Below are 16,889 nucleotides of genomic sequence, written 5' to 3'. Positions count from 1 at the left end.
TTTTATAACCAGTGATGATAAATCTAGGGCAGTGACATAATGTTGCCATAAATGAAGTATAAAGTGTGTACAGCTCTTTAAGTTGAGCATCTAAAGTGCAATAGATGTTATCCGTTAGCTCTGTAATGGGCTCCATTAACATATTGTCGATATAAGAAAATATGCCTTTGGTTTCTACTGCCATTGAGATGCTCCGCTCTTCATCGTGTTTTTTTATAGTTTAATTGTTATTTTGTTGTTCTTTTGCCGCGCGCTCTTCTGCTTCTCGTTCGGCTTGTTCTTTTGCTTTTTCTTTCGCTTCTTTTTCAGCTTTAGCTCGTTGTTTTGCTTCAAATTCAGCTTCCCATTTTTCATGTCTAGCTTTTTCTTTAGCCATAAGTTCATCCATACTTTTTCTCCACTTCTCTGCTGCTTTACGACTTCTTTCTTCTGCTTGTGCTTTATATTCCTTTTCAAGTTCTAAAAATGCTAACCGCATGTTTTCACAATTTTTTGAAGTTCCTGCAAATCCACATTTAGCATCCCACTCTAGGCGTAAATTTTTATCTTTTTTAAATTCTGCGACGCTATAGGTTTTTTCACAGCCAGCAGCGATAATTCCAGTGCAAAATAGCAATGTTGTTATGAGAACTTTATTCATCAATATTTCCCCTTTTTCCTTTCAGTTTTACAAGGTTTGAGCACAATTTTTACATTATGCTAGGCTCTAGTTTTATAACCAGTGATGATAAATCTAGGGCAGTGACATAATGTTGCCATAAATGAAGTATAAAGTGTGTACAGCTCTTTAAGTTGAGCATCTAAAGTGCAATAGATGTTATCCGTTAGCTCTGTACGGGGTGGCGTTAACATATTGTCGATATAAGAAAATATGCCTTTGGTTTCTACTGCCATTGAGATGCTCCACTCTTCATTGTTTATTTTTATAATTTAATTGTTATTTTGTTTTTCTTCTGCCGCGCGCTCTTTTGCTCTTCGTTCCTCTTCAGCACGTCGTTTTGCTTCTTGTTCAGCGCGGAATTTTTGATTTTCAGCTTCCATTTTTTCAAGATCAGCTTTCATTTTAGCTTTGGAATCTCTAATCATTTTTTGAAACTTTTCATCATCTTTACGTGCTCTTTCTTCTGCTTGTGCTTTATATTCCTTTTCAAGTTCTAAAAATGCTAACCGCATGTTTTCACAATTTTTTGAAGTTCCTGCAAATCCACATTTAGCATCCCACTCTTCCATCAATTTTTTATCTTTTTTAAATTCTGCGACGCTATAGGTTTTTTCACAGCCAGCAGCGATAAGTCCCGTGCAAAGTAGCAATGTTGTTATGAGAACTTTATTCATCAATATTTCCCCTTTTTCCTTTCAGTTTTACAAGGTTTGAGCACAATTTTTACATTATGCTAGGCTCTAGTTTTATAACCAGTGATGATAAATCTAGGGCAGTGACATAATGTTGCCATAAATGAAGTATAAAGTGTGTACAGCTCTTTAAGTTGAGCAGCTAAAGTGCAATAGATGTTATCCGTTACCTCCGTAAGGGGGTCCATCAACATATTATCGATATAAGAAAATATGCCTTTGCTTTCTACTGCCATTTAGATGCTCCGCTCTTCATTATGTCTTAATTATTATTCTGTTGTTCTTCTGCCGCGCGCTCTTTTGCTCTTCGTTCCTCTGCGGCGCGCTCTTTTGCTTCTCGCTCAGCTCGTAATCTATTAGTATCAGCTTCAATTTTTTCAATCCAGGCTTTTCGTTTAGCTTTTAACTCTTCATCTATTTTGCGATTATGTTCGTCAATTTTTGCCCGACGTTCTTTCTCAAGTTCAGCGCCTGCTACTCTTAGGTTTTCACAATTTTTTGAAGTTCCTACCCCTCCACATCTCGTGACCCATTCATCAAATAATTTTTCATCTTTTTTAAATTCTGCGACGCTATAGGTTTTTTCACAGCCAGCAGCGATAATTCCAGTGCAAAATAGCAATGTTGTTATGAGAACTTTATTCATCAATATTTCCCCTTTTTCCTTTCAGTTTTACAAGGTTTGAGCACAATTTTTACATTATGCTAGGCTCTAGTTTTATAACCAGTGATGATAAATCTAGGGCAGTGACATAATGTTGCCATAAATGAAGTATAAAGTGTGTACAGCTCTTTAAGTTGAGCATCTAAAGTGCAATAGATGTTATCCGTTAGCTCTGTAATGGGCTCCATTAACATATTGTCGATATAAGAAAATATGCCTTTGGTTTCTATTGCCATTTAGATGCTCCCCTTTTCATTTTATATTTTTATAGTTTAATGGTTATTTTGTTCTTTTGCCGCGCGCTCTTTTGCTCTTCGTTCTTCTTCCGCATGTTCTCTTGCTTCTCGTTTAGCTCTCATTTTTTCAATCCAAGCGTCTTGTTCAGCTTTCAATTTTTCCATTGATTTGCGATTTTCTTCGTCAATTTTACGACTTCTTTCTGCTGCTTTTGCTTCATATTCTTTTTGAAGTTCTAAAAATGCTAACCGCATGTTTTCACAATTCTTTGAAGTTCCTGCAAATCCACATTTCGCATCCCACTCTAGGCGTAATTTTTCATCTTTTTTAAATTCTGCGACGCTATAGGTTTTTTCACAGCCAGCAGCGATAATTCCTGTGCAAAGCAACAATGTTGTTATGAGAACTTTGTTCATCAATATTTCCCCTTTTTCCTTTCAGTTTTACAAGGTTTGAGCACAATTTTTACATTATGCTCGGTTATCGGTTTTTATAACCAGTGATGATAAATCTAGGGCAGTGACATAATGTTGACATAAATGTTTCTACTGATTTAGTTATTGCCTTTGTCTTGTTCTTTTTCAGATTGTTCTTTTGTTTTTTGCTTATTTTTATTTCCGAAAAGACGATTACGAAACTCACGAAAGTCTTTTCGCATATCTTCATGTATTACTATTCGTACATTTTGGCAGTTTGTCGAATCTCCTGCTCCATCACATCTAGCTGCCCATTCTGCGCGTAATTTTTCATCTTTTCTAAAATCTTCTACGCTGTAGGTTTTTTCACATCCAGCAGCGATGAGCCCTGTGCAAAGTAGCAATGTTGTTATGATGATCTTGTTCATGTTCAAGCCCCTCTTTTTTTACCCTTTATTGACCACGCAGTTTTTGGGCTAAAGCTTTATATCGTGCTTTAAACTCTTCCATTTCACGTCTTTCTGCCGCTTTTTCTTCTGCTTGTTGAATCATCGCGGCGGCTTGCATTTGGAGAACTTGTGTTTGCAGTTTTGCTTGTATTGCTTCTAGTTTTGCTTGAATGCCTTGAATTTCACCAGCCTTTTCAGTGTTCCCAAGTTTATCGAGAAGCTTGTTAATTTCTTTTTGTGTTTCACTGGCTTCTTCGTAGACATCTTGGCCTGTGGCGGCTTGTCCGACTACACGTTGTTCGGCTTTTTTGACTTCCTCTGCGTAAAAAGCATCTACCGCTTCTTTTGATCCTGCACCGCCTGAGGGCTCTTTATATTTAAGCTCTTCTTCCCATTTTTGTGCGTTTTTGCTGGTGCTTCCGCCGCCGCCGCCGCCGCCGCCGCTGCCCATCGATTGTTGAAAGTGGTTAAAGTCAGAAGGCAGAGCGCCATTGCTCCCTTGCTTGTTAAACATTTCCTTCAATGCCGAAATGTCAGGCTTGGCATTTAAGGAGCTATAGAGTTGTTTCATTTGATTAAGTTGATCTTCTAAGTTCTTAAGCTGTTGTGTGCCTTGTTGAATTTGTTTTTCCAATTTCTGAAGTTGTTTCCCTCCTTGCAGATAAGATTTTAGATCGAATGTAGGCATAGCTGCTAAAGCATTTGTTTTTAAGCTTAAAGAAATTGCACAGAAGGCTGTTGCCCATAAAAGTTTTTTCATTGTTTTGACCTTTCTTGGAAAATGGGAAGCCATTTTTCTGGAGAGGCACCCACTTCTTCCATAATCGTTTCGAGAAGTTCAATGTTTTTCGTGGTGCCGCTTAAAATGGCTATTTCATCATCAAAGCCCCGTAAATTCAGTTCTGCTACAACAGAACTTTGCCCCTGCTTGATGAGAAAACGCCGTGACTCCCGGCTTAACTCTGCTTGTATTAGGTTAAACTCCCTGTCGGATAATTTAAAACCCTCTACATAATCTGAATGATTGCCCTTTTGATTGGGAAAATAAATCTGAGTGGGACATTGCTCTATAATGGTGTGAGCTATCGTCGAATTAATCGCATCTTTGGGTGATTGCGTGGCAAACAACATCAAACCATTTTGCTTCCGAATGGTCTTTAACCTGTCTTGCGCAAAGGCTTTAAAGGAATCATCCTCTAGCGCTTTCCAAAACTCATCAATGACAATGATAATACGACGCCCGTCAATCAGAGACAGAATCCTATGAAAGAGATACATCATTAATGGTGGACGAATTTCGTCATTGTCCAAAAAATCCGTCATATCATAACCAATAAATTTGGCATCAATCCCTATGTCATCATCAGGATTGTCAAATACCCACCCCAAGGCATTGCCTTTACACCATCTCTCTAAACGCCCCGCTATACCCTCCCTGTGCGTGGTGTCAAAAAACATTTGTAAGGCCGATATGGTCCGTTGCTCCTTAGGCAATAGAGCAAGTTGGTCAACCGCAGAAGCAATATCTTGCCTTTCCGCTTCACTGATCTTTTGACCCTCAGCAGAAACAAGCTTGGTAATCCATTGCCGTAAAAAAACCCTGTCTGCTGGATTGCTATAATCTAAACCTTTTAAGGGTGCTATCCCCGTCGGCTTACCATTTTTCAAAGGCATATATGTGCCGCCACCCGCTCTGACAAAAAGCTCTGCTCCACGATCCTTATCAAAAAAGACCATATTGGGATCATGCTTTTGAAGTTGCGCTAGTAAAAAATTAACAATAACCGTTTTACCAGAACCTGACGGACCACAGACAAAGGTATTGCCTAAATCACCAAAGTGAAAGTTAAAATAAAACGGTGAACCAGCAGATGTCTTCATCAAGGCTACCGCTGGTCCCCATACATTGCCATCTATTTTGCCAACCGGAAAAGAATGAAAAGGTGAAAGCGCTGCATAATTGCGGCTGGTTATCGCGCCAGAGCGGGTGCGATAGACATAATTGCCAGGCAATTGTGCCCACCACGCCGCCGCTAACCCTAAATCCTCCCGCGCAATAACAGCACCACCATCGGTGAGACGAGAACGCGCTTTGGCAAGATTATCCGCTAACTCTTGGGGCTCATCGGCAAAAACCGCTAACGATAAATGATGCTCCCCTAAAACAAAACGATTCGATTCAAGATCATCAAGCGCATCATCTAGCTCCATGATTTGTGAGCCCGCACGATCTCCGGCATTGACCATCTGGTTTTGTTTGCGACCCATAATCTGCTTGGCAACATTTTTGCTCTTAAAAACAAAAGATTGCGTAAAAATAAACTCAAAGGGAAGTGTTAAAAGACCATCCGCCATGCCTATTCTGGTTTTGGCTGGATACTCTTTCCAACCAAACATACCCGCAAAACGCTGTCCCGCCTCAGTGCGTATTTCTATGACCTCTTTCCCAAAAATCAGACGGTCTGAATAAACAGTCGACGCTATCGTCCCCCATGTGAGGGGTATGCGTTCACGACGCCCGCCTACCAGTTGGTGAATAAACTCACTTTGCTGCGAATAAATGCTACCTTCATGCTCATAAAGACTTAATCTTCTTGCGCCATAACGCTCTAAATTTTGAATAACATCTGTCGTAATATCTTCAAGCTTGCGAACGGATTCTTCATCAACTTCTGTCTTTTCTTGCTTGGCTTTGCCTAAACGTTTGAAAAATTCTAATAATTTATCTGTCTTATCAACGTGTGGATTCCACAAAATCGAAAGATAAAGATCATTGCGATAAAGCTCCTGAGAAACCATTCGCTCACGGTATTTATCATCTAATTGCTTGGCAAAGGCTGAGCGAAAAGTCCCATCCGGATAAACAGTTTCACGCTTTCGGATAATATGGCTATAAAGCGCAATCCGTTCATCCGCAATGTTCTTAAACAGATTATTGAGCTGTTCGTGAAGTACATTCAGATCAATGATATCTGCTGTCTCAAAGTTAATGCCTTCAAGGGCAATAACACTCATCAGTGCCCTTGAATCCAGCGCTATAATATGCTTGTTAACATGGCGAACATAAGGAATGATCGCCTCTGGCTGCTTTTCACGTTTGCGCTCGGCTGTTTTCATTTTAATTCCTCATAATTACGAATTAATCGTAATGGAGAAATACTTCCCCCACCCCATAGACTAGAATTTCTGGCAAAAATAGTTGTCTTTTGCCATGTCAGAAGAATACGAAATTTATTATGGTCATGCTTTAGGATTTCTTTGAATATGAAATGGATGGCAACACCAATGGTTAAAAGAAAAATATTGCCTGCCATAATAAACAATATCATCGATCCTATCGCATTTAATCCCATAGCCTCCACCGTCACGCCTGCAATCATTGCAGGGCGCGTGCAAGCAAGAAATAACGTATCCTCCGTTAACTTCTCACGCTCCTTCATGATTTTTGAAAAGGCTAGAGCACGTTAATTAAGCTTTAAGCATGGATACGATTTGCGCTGCACCCATAACAATGCCGATACCAACGCAAACAAAAAATGCCTTACGCATTTCAACATAACCAGCAATCCAGGCAAGCCCAATACCCGCAACCGCAATGGTGGCAATTGATGTTGCAATAGGTCCTTTTAAAGCGTCAACTATTTTTTGAAGGGCATCTTCAACTTTTCCGAAGCCGTCTGCAAATGCTGGCTCACTGAGTGCAAGGAAAGCAATAAAAAGCATCAATGCTGTGGTTTAGCCATTTCTTTTGAGTGTTGGATAAAATTGATTTTTGTAAGGTGTGTTCACGATTGAACGAATTATTCATGTTTTTCATGAAAATTTCCCCGCTTATTAAAAATTAAAAATTGCTTAACATTAATTTACTGTAATGTATAACGGAAATAAATAAAAAATTCTACTGTTTCATTTATAGTATTTTATTTTTTAGAGTAAAATAAACAAAATTATTTTATAATATACAAAATGATATTTTTTAAAAAAACTTCTCGATCAGCATTTAAATATCTGATTTTTATTTTTTTTTATTCTTTCGGCTGTTTTTTATTTTCGTCAAAACTCTGAAGATTTTATGCAAAGCCCTGTTGTGCAAAACATAAAAAAGGTCGTGGAAAAACAGTCTCAAGAACCAAATTTAACCGTACGTAATCATGATCATAAACAAGAAATGCCTTTGTCTTTAGAATCATTATCAACAGAATTTTATGAAGAAAATGTCCCCGTTTATTCAGGTGCTATTCAGGTCACAAGTGGTGTGACCTTTAAAATGATCACACCAACAGATGAGGGGTGGAGAAAAAGGATCGTCCGTGATATCCGCCTCTATGGTGTGGAAACCTGTGAAACGAGGCAATTTGCTACCCGCAATGGTGTTAAGTGGCCCTGTGGGGCTTTTGTCACGGCGTGGCTTGTCTCAAAAACAATCGATAAGAATGTTACCTGTCGGCAAGCCCGTGTCGTTCGACAAGTTCATTATGCTCAATGTTTTGTGGATGGCGTTGATCTGGCACGCTTGGGGCTTGCAGAAGGGTTGATGGTTTTGACAAAAGATCAGCATAGTTTTCCATCCCCCGCAGACTATAAAAATTTACAATTGATCGCTCAAAAAGAAAAAAATGGCTTGTGGTCGAGCAAATTTCAACAACCAGAAGATTGGCGAAGAGATCATGGAAGCTATAATCCCATTGATCATAATTGATTTTGATCATAATTGATCAAGCATTTTCAGTGCTATTCAAAAATGAAGATAATATGTCACAGCGAACCTTAACAGCTAAAAGTTAACTAAAAGCCTCCATAGGAAAACTCATTGGATTGGCTAAAAATTAGAGAGGGCTGGTTTTATACGAGAGACAGAAGGTAAACTTCTCTTGGCTTTATTGAATACGGCTCTTATATCTTCATTTGAAAAAGGTGGCGTTCCTATCGTTTTTAAAAGTAATCACTGTCTTGGTAAAGACATTGGCCGTAGTGAAGGACACGTTATTATATTGCTTTTACGCCTTTATGAGGGCGGTTTCATTGTCATGCGGGACTCTGCTAACTTTAAATGCTATCCAATATGAAGCTGTGATCATGGAATTATAGCAGCTTGTGGGATTGATTTGATGTATTCTGGTTGCGCGATATCATGAACTTAAGAAAAAAACAGACGAGATATGGGACGTCCATAAAAAGCATGAAGAAGCTTTAAAATGCTTTAAAGGTTTGGTCCGGCAAATTAGACCTTCTTTTGCATTAATTGAAGCTACACTATTTATATCATTGCTTTTTTCTAGAATGCAAAAAATTATTCAGATCATTGGTCGGCCGGCCAAAGCTTCGGTAGAAAAATTGCACAAAGCAATAGGTCTTTTTTAGTGGATTTTAGAGAGATTTTTAAGGAAAAAACATTAAAAACGAAATACAGGCATTTCGTTGATGAAATGCACATAGAATATACAACCCCTAATCATATTTGTAATTGTAATAAAAAGGCTTATGAAAAAATAGACAAAAGCAAAACTGAAAATATTTTCCTTAAAAAAATAATAAATCACTTCAAATCAGAATTTTTAACTGAAGCATTACCTAATGTTGTTATGTTTATGAAACATGGGCTGCAATCTGAAAGAGATTTAATCGGGGCTATGGCGTTTTTAGCTAAGATGAAGAGGATTTCTTCTCATGCTGTGGAAGAAGCTAAAAAGCAAAAAAGTGCTTTCTTTGTATGGTAAAAGAAAGCACTTCGGGGGGGATAGGATTACAGCTTTACATATTTTCATCTAAAAAGCGGTCTTTTTTATCTTTTTTCCACAGAAAATACGTTGCTAGTCCGAGAATGGGTACACTCAATTTGGCAAAAGGAAGATGTTGACTGAGAACCGAAAGGCTGGAAATAGTCGCATCTGTCATTAGTGTGTGGCGTTGTTCTTCGGTCTTTTTTTGTTGCTCATAGCGTTGATAAACTTTCAGAATCCTGTTGATTATAAACGCTAATCCTGCAAGAAAAAGCCAAATTAAAAACATGATACTGGCGGCAAAAAGTGGCTTCATAACAGTACATAACGCAAGAAACCCAATGATACATAAAAAAAGCAAAGCCATAAATAATGAAATGCCAATAAACCCACAGCAAATTGCTTGAAGGCGCACTTGTTTGACAGTGCTTTTTAGCCCTCCACCGACAAGATGGTTTAAAAGAGGAGCGATAAACTTATGCATTGCTTAACGACGCAGTAACTGAGAAAGAATAAAACCAACGCCTGCTGCAAACAAAACGCTTTTGCCAGGATTTTTACGAACACATTGATTCATGGTTTGTTCAAGATCACTGATTTTGTCTTTTGCTTGAGCCATGATGTCTTCACCACTTTCTTTTGCTGAGTGATACAGTTTTTCCGCTTTGTCTTTGGCCGCATTGAATTTTTTTGTACCAAGATCTGTTAGTGTTGAGGTCATCCCTGAAATTTCATGACGTAACGTTTCAAGCTGTCCTTGGAGCTCGTTTTGTGGGTCTTTTTCTGCGGTGGTTTTATTTTTTTTTGTGTTTTTATTATTGTCCATGATGGTCTTTCCTTCTCTTGTATAGTTTTGTTGGTGTGTTCATTGTAATCATTTGCATTGGAGTGAAAATTGTTACTGCTGGGGTAACGCCAAAAGTTTTTTTTGGTTCCTTTTATTTTGTGCAATTTAAAATTGTTTTTGATAAAATAAATCTCATCGATTACTCAGCTTGTAAGAGGAGCTCTTGTTCTATAAAGCATCTCCTGTGGTGAAATTGTTTTTATGCCTTTCAAGGAATTGTGCACCATTTTTTAGCTTCTCGTGGTGTAACTTTTTTAAAGAGATACGTTGAGATTGGTTCTTTTAGGATTGGGGACAGATAAAAAATAGGCGTATGACGATTTTCCAGGAGAAATTTTGCGTGAGAAATCACGCTAGTTTTAAGTCTTTTGAAACAGATTTGAAACAGAGGAGAGAAGATAATATTGCCTGCTCTTTTCTTTTATGTCTTTGAAGGCTTAAAGTATATCTCCATGATCCTTTTTGCTTCTTTAAAAGAATGCGATTTTTTTTAATAGTGAGAAGAGGATTTTAGAGCATTTTTTTAAAGGAGAAGATTGTTTTCTTCAAGTGTTTCTATCTTTTCTGTTTATCCCGTACAAATTATTCTATGATGGAAAATATTTTGTTGGGTTTATTCAAGAGCGGTTGAATTGAGATAAGCTTGCGATATGAGGGGCTTATTCAACAACAATGATGATAAATTATTCTTATAAGTCAATGTATTGTAAGTAGAAAAATGATGCATTGTTTTTACATATTGAAACATTGTATGGGATATTTCTTACAAGTCTATCATTTTGACAAATTTACGCAGTAAAGCGACTTGAGTTAAGATAAACTTGTGAAGAGGTATAAAAAAATTTCTTGAGTGATCTGGCTAGGGTAAAAGAAAATTTAGGGAATAAAACTATACTTGATTTATCAAGTTTTCTTTCTTAAGAAATGCGAAAGTGACGTTGAAGGGGAGTGGCAGTGTGGAAGAGTGGTGCTCTGCGGGAGGGGGGTTCAGCGCATAAAAAGATAAGATGACAATAGTGTGAGACAGAAATGGAATCTGAAACAGTCCCTTTAGAGAAGAGTTCTGCTATATTGGTAGGGCATGATTTTTCGCCTTTTTCTATGTTTATGACTGCTGATTGGGTGGTGAAAGCTGTTATCATTCTTTTGTTGCTTGCTTCTTTGATATCTTGGACAATTGCTTTTGTAAAAATTATTGAGGTCACTGTGGCAAAACGACGCGTGCGTCATGAACTCCGATTGGTTCTGAACGCTCAGACTCTCACGCGTTTGGCGGCGAGCTTGAAAGAAAGCAAAGGGGCTGGGGTGTTTTTTCTCAAAGAAGTCCTTAAAGAGGTCTATCTTTCGACACAAGAGGTTCATTTTGCTGCTTTCGAAGAGGTAAGTGAAAGCTCTGTTGAAAGAGCCAATCCAGAGAAAAGTGCACAAACGCTTGAGGATATTCTCTTTTATGAGGAGAATAAGCAATATGGAGACGTATCTCGCGATGTTTATGTCCGCGATGTTCATGAAGGTTTAAAAGAAAGAGTTCATTCGCTTTTGTCGCGCTGCTTGCTGGCTGCAACACGTCGTATTGCGTGTGGAAACGCTGTTCTTGCAACCATTGGCGCTATTGCGCCCTTTGTGGGGCTTTTTGCAACGGTTTGGGGGATTATGAATTCTTTTATTGGGATTGCTCAATCGCAAACAACGCGGCTTGATGTGGTTGCTCCTGGAATTGCTGAAGCCTTATTTGCAACGGCGATTGGGCTTTTTGTAGCCATACCCGCCGTTGTTATGTATAATAGTCTTATGCGTGCTTTGAATGCTTATCGCAGTGATTTAGGCGATATTGCTGCTGCTCTTGAAAGGCTCTTGAGTCGTGAACTGGATCGACAAAAACAACAGAAAAGTCATAAAAAATGAAAGCAAGCTTTAATGATGATTTTGATCTCGATGAAAATGGGTTGCACAGTGAAATCAATGTGACTCCTTTTATTGATGTTGTGTTGGTGTTGCTGATTGTTTTTATGGTTGCTGCACCTTTGGCAACATCTGTCATTCCTGTTCAGCTGCCTTCGATAACGCAAGCACCTTTAGAGATTCAACCTGATGAGCCTCTGTATGTCACTTTGCAAAAAGATCATTCTCTTTACATTGGCAATCATCTTATCGAACAAGCAGCTTTGAGAGAAACTTTGTTGAGGGAGACCAAGCAAAATTTAGAAACAAAAATTTTAATCAAAGCCGATAGTGAAATTGATTATGGCATTGTCATCGATTTATTAAATCAAATACGCATGGCTGGATATGGTAAAATCGGTCTTGTCGGATTGCAAAACGCTTCTAATTTTGCCGCAAGAGGTGGGCAAAATCATAAAACCGCAGATGGAACAAAGGAGCCTGTTGTGACAGAGGGTGGAGTGGGCGTTAACGTGGTGGATCATGGACAGGTGGAAACAATAAATGATACTGTCAATGCTCATATTTCTGGAACGGCTTCTGCACCATGATAAAAATAGCTGATAAAAAAATAGCTTTGTTGAAGGATGCAAAGCAACTTCATCAAAGTTATATCAAAGCCATAGAATAAAATTGATGAGGCAACTGTCATTGATTGATTCAATCAAAGTCGTATGCACTGGATAGCGTAAAATTGGTCTGATCGGATTACAAAACGCTCTCAATCTTGCTGCAAGAGAGGCTCTATAAAGCAGCCGTGGTTATTGTTCTTTGGGGCTGAATAGAGATAAAGCTTTTGCAATGGCGTTCATGAATAAATGGTCATGCTTTTATAAAATAAGAGTAAAAAAATCTATTGAGTGTTTCCATTTTTGATGCCTTATAAAAGAGCAAGTGAGTATTCTTTATGCTCTTCCAATGTTGCGGTCGCCCTTGGCACATGTGTTCATTATAACTATAGGAATTTTTAGTCTTTTTTTCGTTTTTATCTGTACGGACAACAGCGCTTGTAACGGATAAGAGACGTAGGTTATGATGGCTGTAAAAACAAATTGGCTATGAGAAAATCTTATGGATTATTCATTTTACAAGACAATGAATTTTACTCAAATCCTCTCAAGAGGATGTGTCTTCTAGATCATCGTAACCAATTGTTTTAGCGGGTTAGGGGATATGTGAGGGGAGAGTTATGGAGAGGCTTTGTGCGTTTTAAGTGAGAAGCGTGGAAGAATGCGTGCTTTAAAAGCTCTAAGGGGTCAAGGAAAGACATATTAGGGTATATCTTAAGTAAAAGGTTTATGCTTCTCTTTAGGGGGGCACTATCAATCAAGGATCGCAGAACTTGCTTTTGCTTAGTGAGAAAGTTCTAAATCTTGTCCGTGTGCAAGATGCTGAATTGATAAAGGTATGGGGTTGTTAAGATTTTGAAGAGACACAAGGGGAGGAAGGATGCAGGGTTTGTGTGTTTGATTAAAAGGTGAGAGCCTTGGGCATGAGTGGGCGCTGCTTTTCTTTAAAAGCTTAAGATGCCTCAAAAATTAAGAGCTCTGAAATAAGAATACATCAAATCAATTTTTCAAGCTGTTAGGGTATCAGTATTATGATGACGTACTACGCAAAGGATTTCTCTAGATTTCAAAGGATTCTCAAACGTCACGGGATTTTCAAACGTCAAGGGAGCTCCCAAAAATTAAGGAATCCGAAAGTGAGAGAACCTTTGAAATAAGTCTGTGTTGCTTTAGCCTTTACTTATTGTGCTTTAAGTATGCCCTGTTGAACCAAAACCTCCTGTTCCACGGCTCTCTGCATGACTTTGACTGTCTTCTTGCGCTGGTTCAATGGCACAAACATTAACTTGGGTGACAGGGGCGATGACAGTTTGAGCAATGCGCATGCCTCGTTCAATAGAAAAGTCTTCCTGACCACAATTGATGAGAAGGACTTTGACTTCACCGCGGTAATCACTATCAATCGTTCCAGGGGTATTAAGACATGTGATGCCGTGTTTTAAAGCTAAACCAGAGCGTGGGCGTATTTGTGCTTCATACCCTGGTGATAAATGAAAAATGAGACCCGTTGGAATAAGAGCACGTTGTCCTGGCGAAAGGACGAGAGTTTCTTCTTCTCCAATGGCGGCCCGTAGATCAAGACCCGCAGAACCCGCTGTTGCGTAGTGAGGAAGTTCTAAGCCTTGTCCGTGTTCAAGACGCTGAACGAATAAAGTCACGGGATGTGAAGATTTTGAAGAAACACAATTTTCTTGGTTGTTTAGCGGTGCGTTGGTTTCAGTATGCGGCATGATCAAAGCATTTCCAAAATATGAGATCTAGAAAAAAATGGTACTTTAACAAAAGATATCCATAAAACAAGTCGATAAAGATTTTTTGATGTAGGTTGTCCCCAGAGCTTGGTTATTATCTTTTGTTAATCCACAAGACTTCACAGCTCCACCAATAGCATTTTCCAATAATGATATCAGCAGAATGGTTTATGCCTATAAAGGAACATATGCTTATTTAAAACGAAATAGTCAGGTGAGATTTTTTAGATACGACCGATAAGACTATCAAATCATTAGTAAGAGCCCCTTTCAATAAAGGGATTGCCAACGATGATTTGGTGTCCCCTTAAAAAAGGGACACGCTATGAGATAGGCAAAATTATATGCGAGAGTGAAATGATGGGGGACGCGTTTTTTTTAAATACTGCCGATAATAATCCCTGTGGCAAAAACCAAAGCTCCACCAATGATGACTTGTAAAGAGGCGCGCCAAAAAGGGGTCGACATGTATTTGTTTTGGATCCAGACGATGGCGCCTAGTTCGAAAAAAACAATGATACAGGCAATCACTGTTGCAACATAAAAAGAATGGATCAAATAGGGAAGCGTATGACCTAAGCCCCCTAATGTTGTCATAATGCCGCTGGCAAGCCCTCTTTTCAAAGGTGAACCACGCCCTGATAATTTTCCATCATCATGGGCTGCTTCTGTAAACCCCATTGAAAGTCCCGCCCCAATGGAAGCTGAGAGACCAATCAAAAAAGTTTGATGCGTTTCTCCTGTGGCAAATGCTGCGGCGAAAATGGGGGCAAGGGTGGAGACAGAGCCATCCATTAACCCAGCAAGACCTGGTTGAATCCATGTCAAAAGTGTTTGTTTTTCCGCTTTCGAGGGTTTTTTTATAGTGTGATTTGCTGTTGCTTTTTTAGGAGAGGGTTGGCTCCCCTTGCTTTTTATAAAAGAAGTTTGCTCACATAATCTATCCGCCGTGTGGGAACGATTATGGCAAGAAAGACACAAAAGTTGCTTATAACTCTCAAGCTCTTGAAGCCCCATGGCGGTAAAAACCGCCGCTTCTTTAGAGGAATAAGGCTCTAGAGCTTTTGCATATTTTAAATAGAGTGCAGCCTGCTGCTCTTTTACTTTGAGCGCTTGAAGGAGAGTTTTTTGTGCTGAACGAAAAAACAGAGCCTTACGCCGTACAAGTGAAAAAAACGATCTCAACATCCTCTGTTCCTTTGCACTTTAGAATAATTCTAAAACCTTAATAAAAATAAATTGGAAGTCAACCTAAAAGTTACAAACTGAAAAAGTGCAAAAAGGTTGCGCTGAAAAAAAAGAATGTGGTGACACCATGAAAATAAAGCTGGAAAATCCAATCAATAAAGGAGATTTATCCAAGGGTGTTGAGAGGGGAAACCGTGAAAGAATTGAGAAAAAATATATTTTATTTTGCTAAAAGGAGCATTTGAATGAAGCATTCTCATGGATTTAGACTCGAGAATGGATGAAAAGAAATAAGTCAGCACCGTCATTTAGTTGATGCGTTCAAAAGACGATAAAAAAGCCGATAAAATTTTTTGAATTTTGAAATCATTTAAAAAAATACCTTGTTTTAAGGGCGCCAAGCCTCTTTTCGCGAAAGTGCTGGTGAAGGGGAGAGCAGTAAGGCACCCATGAAATAGTATAAATTTCCCCCGTGAAATAATAAAAATCTCTTGAGTCTTCTCATTTTGATGCTTCATAAAAGAGCATGCCGGTACCATGACACCTGCTTAGTCCCCACTGTTTTCGACAGTCTTTAGCGTGGTATTCTCGGCATTTTTATTGGATCGTTGTACAGCCCGCATCCCGTTTTAAGTGTAATCTAGTCCTCTTATGATATTGGCATTGAGGTGGATTTATTGGCGTCTAATAAATTATCTTTTGTGCTGTGATTGGGATTGGTTTTAACGGCTGGGGTGCATAAACGAGCGAGATATATTATCATATCAAATTGTTTGATCACGCATGAAAATTTATGCTTTATGAAGGGGCATTTATCGCCTTGAAATGCGCCTTATATCTTGCATGAAAGCCCCAAATTCACTATGATTCTCTCACTTAAAAACTCCTTATATCAAAATCATTTCCTTGTGAATCACGAGGAGGGGCGCTGTGTTTTTGTTTAAAGCATGGGATGAGTTGCAATGTGAGAAGTGCATAGTCTTTAAACATCAAAGGACGAGTACTCTTGATGTTTAAAAAAATGGTTAAATTTTTGTAGATAATAAAGAGACGTAGTATATGGAAATTGATAAAGGTTTAGAATTATGGCGACTTCTTGAAAAATTAACAATAGTGCAGGCAGCGTTTTTAATAGTTGGTTTGAATCCTGCGAGATGTAGAGTTGCTGATTTAAGAAAACTAGAAAATAGTATTATTTACGAAGATGACGATTGGTTATCTTCAAAGAACGCTGCTAATTTTCGAGCAGCTTATTATGCTATCGTTCAAGCAGGACGCAACAATCGGTTAAAGATAGAATGGGAGGTGGGTTTTCCAGAGGATATAGATGAACCTTCTTCACATGTCCTCGTTGAAGATTTAAAAGAATGGCTTTCATCACGTGGTCAGCGCCCTGCATTTTTCTTTCCCGAGGGTGGTGCTGGTGAAGTGAAAGATCAAAAATATGCGTTTCAAAATCCAAATCATCCTCGTTATGCTCCAAAGCTTGCAGCAGCTGTGGCAGCATGGGAAGTGGTGAGTGAGGCTGCACCAGGTAAAAGTGTTAAAGCAACGCTCGCACAATGGCTGCAAGAGAATGGTAAAAAATATGTAAAGAAAAATGGTGAAGTAACAAAGGAGCTCATTCAGCAGGCTTCAAGTGTTGCTAATTGGGAACCTACCGGAGGGGCTCCTCCGAAGACACCTGCCAATTAATTTTATCAGAAGAAAAAAATAAAAAGATCACTAAAATGACGTCGTTTTTGTTAATAATT

The 16,889-nt window shown here is 38.8% G+C and carries 18 protein-coding genes and 2 pseudogenes; 6 read left to right on the top strand and 14 right to left on the bottom strand.

Going from position 1 to position 16,889, the window contains the following annotated elements; all coding sequences use genetic code 11:
• Window positions 1–220: 220 nt before the first annotated feature.
• The 10 genes and pseudogenes from D1092_RS07460 to D1092_RS07405 all read right to left on the bottom strand — a co-directional run bounded on the left by D1092_RS07460 (window position 221) and on the right by D1092_RS07405 (window position 6,936).
• Entirely contained in the window at window positions 221–640 is a 420-nt protein-coding gene (locus tag D1092_RS07460; protein WP_120121180.1) for an EexN family lipoprotein, read from the bottom strand.
• Window positions 641–930: 290 nt separating this feature from the next.
• Window positions 931–1,335: an EexN family lipoprotein gene (locus D1092_RS07450; protein ID WP_120121175.1), complete on the bottom strand. Its 405-nt coding sequence runs from the start codon at window positions 1,333–1,335 to the stop codon at window positions 931–933.
• A 280-nt stretch (window positions 1,336–1,615) separates the two neighbouring features.
• A complete protein-coding gene (locus D1092_RS07440; RefSeq protein WP_120121171.1) occupies window positions 1,616–1,999 on the bottom strand; it encodes an EexN family lipoprotein in 384 nt (127 codons plus the stop codon).
• 59 nt (window positions 2,000–2,058) lie between these two features.
• Window positions 2,059–2,253 carry a hypothetical protein gene (locus D1092_RS07435; RefSeq protein WP_120121168.1) on the bottom strand — a complete coding sequence of 65 codons (195 nt, stop codon included), beginning with the start codon at window positions 2,251–2,253 and terminating at the stop codon, window positions 2,059–2,061.
• Window positions 2,254–2,289: 36 nt separating this feature from the next.
• A complete protein-coding gene (locus tag D1092_RS07430; protein ID WP_120121166.1) occupies window positions 2,290–2,670 on the bottom strand; it encodes an EexN family lipoprotein in 381 nt (126 codons plus the stop codon).
• 137 nt (window positions 2,671–2,807) lie between these two features.
• Window positions 2,808–3,098: an EexN family lipoprotein gene (locus tag D1092_RS07425; protein WP_120121164.1), complete on the bottom strand. Its 291-nt coding sequence runs from the start codon at window positions 3,096–3,098 to the stop codon at window positions 2,808–2,810.
• A gap of 25 nt (window positions 3,099–3,123) precedes the next feature.
• Entirely contained in the window at window positions 3,124–3,879 is a 756-nt protein-coding gene (locus D1092_RS07420; RefSeq protein ID WP_120121162.1) for a TrbJ/VirB5 family protein, read from the bottom strand.
• Window positions 3,876–6,236 (bottom strand): VirB4 family type IV secretion/conjugal transfer ATPase, encoded by a 2,361-nt coding sequence (locus tag D1092_RS07415; RefSeq protein WP_120121160.1) that lies wholly within the window; start codon window positions 6,234–6,236, stop codon window positions 3,876–3,878. Before D1092_RS07415 ends, D1092_RS07420 begins: the two co-directional genes overlap by 4 nt.
• Complete coding sequence (locus D1092_RS07410; RefSeq protein WP_120121158.1) at window positions 6,233–6,559, bottom strand: VirB3 family type IV secretion system protein; 327 nt, start codon at window positions 6,557–6,559, stop codon at window positions 6,233–6,235. Before D1092_RS07410 ends, D1092_RS07415 begins: the two co-directional genes overlap by 4 nt.
• Window positions 6,560–6,587: 28 nt before the next feature.
• Window positions 6,588–6,936: pseudogene (locus D1092_RS07405) on the bottom strand (TrbC/VirB2 family protein).
• Window positions 6,937–7,085: 149 nt separating this feature from the next.
• Here D1092_RS07405 and D1092_RS07400 point away from each other — a divergent pair.
• The 3 genes and pseudogenes from D1092_RS07400 (at window position 7,086) to D1092_RS09920 (ending at window position 8,836) form a co-directional block, all read left to right on the top strand.
• Window positions 7,086–7,818 (top strand): annotated as a pseudogene (locus D1092_RS07400) (nuclease).
• A gap of 172 nt (window positions 7,819–7,990) precedes the next feature.
• Complete coding sequence (locus D1092_RS09925; protein WP_241440178.1) at window positions 7,991–8,185, top strand: helix-turn-helix domain-containing protein; 195 nt, start codon at window positions 7,991–7,993, stop codon at window positions 8,183–8,185.
• A 294-nt stretch (window positions 8,186–8,479) separates the two neighbouring features.
• Entirely contained in the window at window positions 8,480–8,836 is a 357-nt protein-coding gene (locus D1092_RS09920; protein ID WP_241440176.1) for a hypothetical protein, read from the top strand.
• A 34-nt stretch (window positions 8,837–8,870) separates the two neighbouring features.
• Here the strand turns inward: D1092_RS09920 and D1092_RS07390 are convergent, their stop codons facing one another.
• Window positions 8,871–9,323: a phage holin family protein gene (locus D1092_RS07390; RefSeq protein WP_120121156.1), complete on the bottom strand. Its 453-nt coding sequence runs from the start codon at window positions 9,321–9,323 to the stop codon at window positions 8,871–8,873.
• Between the two features lie 3 nt (window positions 9,324–9,326).
• Window positions 9,327–9,665, bottom strand: coding sequence for an ElaB/YgaM/YqjD family protein (locus D1092_RS07385; RefSeq protein ID WP_120121153.1), 339 nt, complete (start codon window positions 9,663–9,665; stop codon window positions 9,327–9,329).
• 1,050 nt (window positions 9,666–10,715) lie between these two features.
• Between D1092_RS07385 and D1092_RS07380 the strand changes: the two genes are divergently transcribed.
• A complete protein-coding gene (locus D1092_RS07380; RefSeq protein ID WP_120121150.1) occupies window positions 10,716–11,591 on the top strand; it encodes a MotA/TolQ/ExbB proton channel family protein in 876 nt (291 codons plus the stop codon).
• A complete protein-coding gene (locus D1092_RS07375; protein ID WP_120121148.1) occupies window positions 11,588–12,178 on the top strand; it encodes a biopolymer transporter ExbD in 591 nt (196 codons plus the stop codon). Before D1092_RS07380 ends, D1092_RS07375 begins: the two co-directional genes overlap by 4 nt.
• Window positions 12,179–13,386: 1,208 nt before the next feature.
• Here D1092_RS07375 and dut read toward each other — a convergent pair.
• Together dut and D1092_RS07365 are read right to left on the bottom strand one after the other, a co-directional pair.
• Window positions 13,387–13,926: a dUTP diphosphatase gene (gene dut, locus D1092_RS07370; RefSeq protein ID WP_120121146.1), complete on the bottom strand. Its 540-nt coding sequence runs from the start codon at window positions 13,924–13,926 to the stop codon at window positions 13,387–13,389.
• 399 nt (window positions 13,927–14,325) lie between these two features.
• Window positions 14,326–15,135 (bottom strand): VIT1/CCC1 transporter family protein, encoded by an 810-nt coding sequence (locus D1092_RS07365; RefSeq protein WP_120121144.1) that lies wholly within the window; start codon window positions 15,133–15,135, stop codon window positions 14,326–14,328.
• A gap of 1,059 nt (window positions 15,136–16,194) precedes the next feature.
• Between D1092_RS07365 and D1092_RS07360 the strand changes: the two genes are divergently transcribed.
• Window positions 16,195–16,830 carry a hypothetical protein gene (locus D1092_RS07360; protein ID WP_120121140.1) on the top strand — a complete coding sequence of 212 codons (636 nt, stop codon included), beginning with the start codon at window positions 16,195–16,197 and terminating at the stop codon, window positions 16,828–16,830.
• Window positions 16,831–16,889 lie beyond the last annotated feature (59 nt).

Source organism: Bartonella krasnovii, assembly GCF_003606345.3.
Taxonomy (GTDB): Bacteria; Pseudomonadota; Alphaproteobacteria; order Rhizobiales; family Rhizobiaceae; genus Bartonella; species Bartonella krasnovii.
This window is presented reverse-complemented; position numbering and strand designations above follow the sequence as displayed.